Annotated in this window: 4 protein-coding genes; 2 read left to right on the top strand and 2 right to left on the bottom strand. The window is 70.7% G+C overall.

Going from position 1 to position 4,178, the window contains the following annotated elements; genetic code table 11:
• Together Q0C81_RS16885 and Q0C81_RS16880 are read left to right on the top strand one after the other, a co-directional pair.
• Positions 1-521 (top strand): DUF4893 domain-containing protein (locus Q0C81_RS16885; protein ID WP_291840707.1); only part of this gene is annotated, 521 nt, incomplete at its 5' end.
• A 58-nt stretch (positions 522-579) separates the two neighbouring features.
• Positions 580-1,278 (top strand): DUF4893 domain-containing protein, encoded by a 699-nt coding sequence (locus Q0C81_RS16880; protein ID WP_291840704.1) that lies wholly within the window; start codon positions 580-582, stop codon positions 1,276-1,278.
• Between the two features lie 8 nt (positions 1,279-1,286).
• On the opposite strand, the gene Q0C81_RS16875 is transcribed toward Q0C81_RS16880, so the two are convergent.
• Positions 1,287-2,081 carry a tetratricopeptide repeat protein gene (locus Q0C81_RS16875; protein WP_291840702.1) on the bottom strand — a complete coding sequence of 265 codons (795 nt, stop codon included), beginning with the start codon at positions 2,079-2,081 and terminating at the stop codon, positions 1,287-1,289.
• 61 nt (positions 2,082-2,142) lie between these two features.
• Positions 2,143-3,771, bottom strand: a complete 1,629-nt coding sequence (locus Q0C81_RS16870) for a serine hydrolase (RefSeq protein WP_291840700.1) — start codon at positions 3,769-3,771, stop codon at positions 2,143-2,145.
• Between the last annotated feature and the right edge of the window lie 407 nt (positions 3,772-4,178).

Raw genomic sequence — 4,178 nt, 5'->3', positions numbered from 1 at the left:
GCATCGTGACCGCCGCCGACCGCGACCGCTACGCGCGCCGCGACGCGGCCTGGTCGCTGGCCCTGCAGCAGGCGCGCCGCCAGCGCGGCTCGGGCGACCTCAACAGCCTGGGCGACCTGATCGATCCGGATGCGCGCCGTCCGTCCGTCATTCCCCCCGCCGGCGCCTATCGCTGCCGCACGGTCAAGCTGGGGTCCCAGGGGGGCGAGGACGGTCTGGGATACGTCGTCTACGGCTGGTTCGCCTGCAGCATCGAACAGACCCGCAGCGGATTGAAATTCGTCAAGCTGACCGGTTCGCAGCGGCCCGCGGGCCTGCTGTTCCCCGAGGACGACCGCCACATGGTCCTGCTCGGCTCCATGGCCCTGGCCTCCGAGCCCCCGCCCAACTCCTACGGCCAGCGTCCCGACCGGGACCTGATCGCGACGCTGGAGCGTATCGGCGAGCGGCGGTGGCGGCTGGTGATCCCCTGGCCGCAGAACGAGTCCAACCTCGACCTGATCGAGCTCGTTCCCGCCTGATCGGAAACCCGATCGTTCGTCGCCCGTTGTGCAAGCTCAGCCATACGGAGCCTGCCCGATGCGGACCCTGATCGCCGTCGCTTCCGTCGCCGCCCTGCTTGCGGCGTGCGGCGACAATCCGCCCCCCTCGACCGGCGACAGTCCCGCCGCGCCCGCGCCCGCGGAAAATCCGGCCGCCGCTCCGGCTCCAATCCCTGAGAAGGCCGAACAGGCCGAGGCTTCCGGCTGGCGCGGGATCGCGTCCGCCGCCGACGCCGCCAATCTGGGCCGCCTGGACGAGGCCTGGCGCCTGGCGCGCGCCGAGGCGGAGGACAAGGGCTTCGCCTCGCAGGTCGAGGCTCTGGGGCCGCTGGTCGATCCGAACGCCGGCCAGGCCGGGCGGCTCCAGCCCTCGCCGGGGACCTATCGCTGCCGCACGGTCAAGCTGGGGGCCAAGGCCGAGGGCGGGCTGGCCTATGTCGCCTATCCCTTCTTCCGCTGCACGGTCGAGCTGACGCCCGGCGGCGACCTGATCCTGACCAAGACAACGGGCTCGCAGCGCACGCGCGGCCTGCTTTATCCGGACACGGACCGTCGTCTCGTCTTCATTGGCGCCCAGGCCTGGGGCGCGGACGAAACCGGCTTCCCGGCCTACGGCGCCCAGTCCGAACGCGACCAGGTCGGCGTGTTCGAACGCATCGGCCCCGAGCGCTGGCGCATGGTCGTGCCGTGGCCGCGCGTGGAATCCAAGCTCGAGATCCTCGAACTGGCGCGCTGACGGGGGGCTCAGCCCTTCGGCGTGCAGGCCAGCGGTTCGCGGTACAGGGCTCTGCCGGGGTCGAGGCGGCGCGCTTCGGCCAGCTGGGCCTCGGCGTCCTCGCATCGGCCCAACGCCGCCAGCGCCGCCGCATAGGAATGGCGCACCGGCGCCAGTTCCGGCCGGCCCGCGACGGCACGCTCGCAATAGGTCACGCCCTCGGCGGCCCGGCCGGCCTCGACCAGGGTGTAGCAGTGGTTGTTCTGGGTCAGCGGGTCCGCGGGCTGCAGATCCAGGGCGCCCTTGCTGGCGGCCACGGCGGCCTCGTAGTCGCCCAGTTCCGTCAGTGTCCCGGCGCGGCGGCTCAGGGCCTCCCAGCCGATGGCCGGAACCGCCAGATACATCACCCGCGCCTTCTGGAAGGCCGTGGGATCGCTGTCCTTCAGGATCGGCAGAAGGATGCTGAGGATCAGGGCGCGCAGCTCGTCGTTGACCGGCATCAGGGCGTAGGCGGGCGTGTCCGCCGGCGGACGACCGTCCAGGAAGCCCCAGGCGATGGCGGCGTCGGCGCGGGCGTCTTCCACGCGACCGCCATAGCGGCGGGCGTCGGCTCTGAAGGTGTGGAACACGATATCCGAGGTCATGGCGTGACCGGGGATTTCGGCCTTGTCATAGAATCGCAGCGCCTCGGTCAGGTCGCCCCGCATGTAGGCCTCGGTCCCCAGGTTGATCATGGCCAGGCTATAGGCGGGCGTGCCTTCCCGCGCCGCGTCCGCGCAGGCCTGCCAGCCGGCGAAGGTGGGGCCGACGCAAGCGGGCGGCATGGGCCCCTCCTGCACCTGTGGCGCGGCGGTCAGGAGGGTGAGAAGCAACGAGATCATCAGGTCAGCCCTTCGCCAGCCGCAGGTCTTGATAGTCGTAGCTGAAGTCCGCGTCCGGACTGACCGCCTTCAGCGTCGCCGCAACCGCCACGCCGTTCTCGACCTTGAAGGTCACGAACACGTCCTCCTCGCGCTTGTCGGGGAAGCGGGTGCGGAAAGTGTCGCCGTCATAGGGCTCCAGCGGCCCCTTCAGGGCGTTGGTGCGGGTGAAGTCCAGGTGCAGGCCCGTGCGGCGGTTGCGGCCGCGCCCGGTGGTGCGCTCCTCGATCCGGATCTCGCCGTACCAGGGATCGCGCCACGCTCCGGCATAGGCCGCGATGGGCAGGGACGGGGCCGCGCCCGCCGCCTGCTTGGCGTCGATCTCGGCGGCGGCGGCGATGGATTTCGCATTGCCTTCCTGCGTCAGCCGCACCCCGTCGGCGATCCAGTCGAAGCCGGTCTTGCCCATGATGATGTCGGCGATGCCGCTGCGCAGGGTGCGCGTCAGCTGGCTTTCTTCCGCGTTGGTGAAATAGCTGAAGCCGGCGTTGCGGCCCGGCAGCAGCACCGTGCCCGACAGATAGCCGGGGGCGCCGCCGCCGTGGGTGATGAACCGCTCGCCGCGATAGTCCTGCACCTGCCAGCCGGTGGCGTACGTCGAGGCGATGGCCCGGCCCGGCAGCTCCGCCGTCGGTCCGCCCGAACTGGAGATGATGATGTTCGGCCGCCACATCTCGTTCGACCGCGCCTCGGACCACAGGCGCGTCCCGTCGGGCAGGGCGCCCCTGTTCAGCTGCACGGCGATCCACTTGGCCCAGTCGACCGGATTGGTGACGAAGCCGCCGGCGGCGCCCGCCGCCGACCAGTCCCAGACCTCCTTGATCGACTGGCCGATGGTCTGCATCTGCCCCTGGTAGCGCAGCGGCGGTCCGATCCGGCCGTGCGGCAGCGCCGACTTGGCGGGGTCGGCGTGGGTCATCAGCGGCAGGGTCTCGGTCATGCCCAGCGGCGTCAGGATGCGCGTCTGGATGAACTGCTCCCACGGCATGCCGCTGGCCGCCGCGACGACCTCGCCCGCCGCCACGAACATCAGGTTGCAGTAGTGGTAGGAGGTCCGGAAGCGGTCCTCGATCGGCACGTGCGGGATGGCCGCCATGATCTCGGCCCGGCTGCGGTTTCCGTTCGGCCAGAACAGCAGGTCGCCGGCGCCCAGGCCGAAGCCGATGCGGTGGCTGACCAGGTCGCGCACCGTGACCATGTCGTTCAACTCGGGCTTGGACAGGCTGAACCCGGGCAGATAGGTCCGCACGGGTTCGTCCCATTTCACCTTGCCCTCGTCGATCAGGATCGACAGGGCGGCGCACGTCACCGCCTTGGTGTTGGACGCGATGGCGAACAGGGTGTGCTCGTCCACCGCCGCCCCGCCGATGGCGCGCACGCCGTAGCCGCGGGTCAGCACCGGCCGGCCGTCCTTGACCACGGCGACCGACACCGCCGGCTGATCGGGGAAGGCGGCCATGGCCCGCTTCACGAAGGCGTCGACCTGATCCGCCAGCGCCGTCTGGTCCGCCGTCTGGGTCCATCCGGTCGCGGGCAGGGCGGCGGCGCCGGCGGACGAGATCAGCGCCGCGCGGCGCGTGAGACGGATGGACATGGAGACGCTCCCGACAAATTGCGCCGGGACGCTAGCCCGCCCACCCGTCCGTCGCCAAGCGGGAAGCGGCGGAGCCGTCCACCCGGTCATGCTGTTCGAGATGTGCAGACGAAAGGGCGGAAAAGTGACGTGTTGTGTAAAAACCGTAATGAAATGAAAAAGATGTAACTCGGGTGATCCGCAAATCGCTGTTAGTCAGCAGGCTGCGCGAAGGCGGTCCCGGCCTTCGCATCTCTATGGCTGGGGTCCATGTCGAACCTTAAGCTCATCCTGCTCACCAGCGTCGCCCTGACGCTGCCCGTCGGCGCCGCGGCCGCCCAGACCGCTCCGGCTCCGCAGCCCGCGCCGCGCGCCGCCCGGACCCAGGCTCAGGCCCCGACGCCCGCCCCGGCGCCGGCCCAGACGCC

This window comes from Brevundimonas sp., assembly GCF_023259385.1.
GTDB lineage: Bacteria > Pseudomonadota > Alphaproteobacteria > Caulobacterales > Caulobacteraceae > Brevundimonas.
This window is presented reverse-complemented; position numbering and strand designations above follow the sequence as displayed.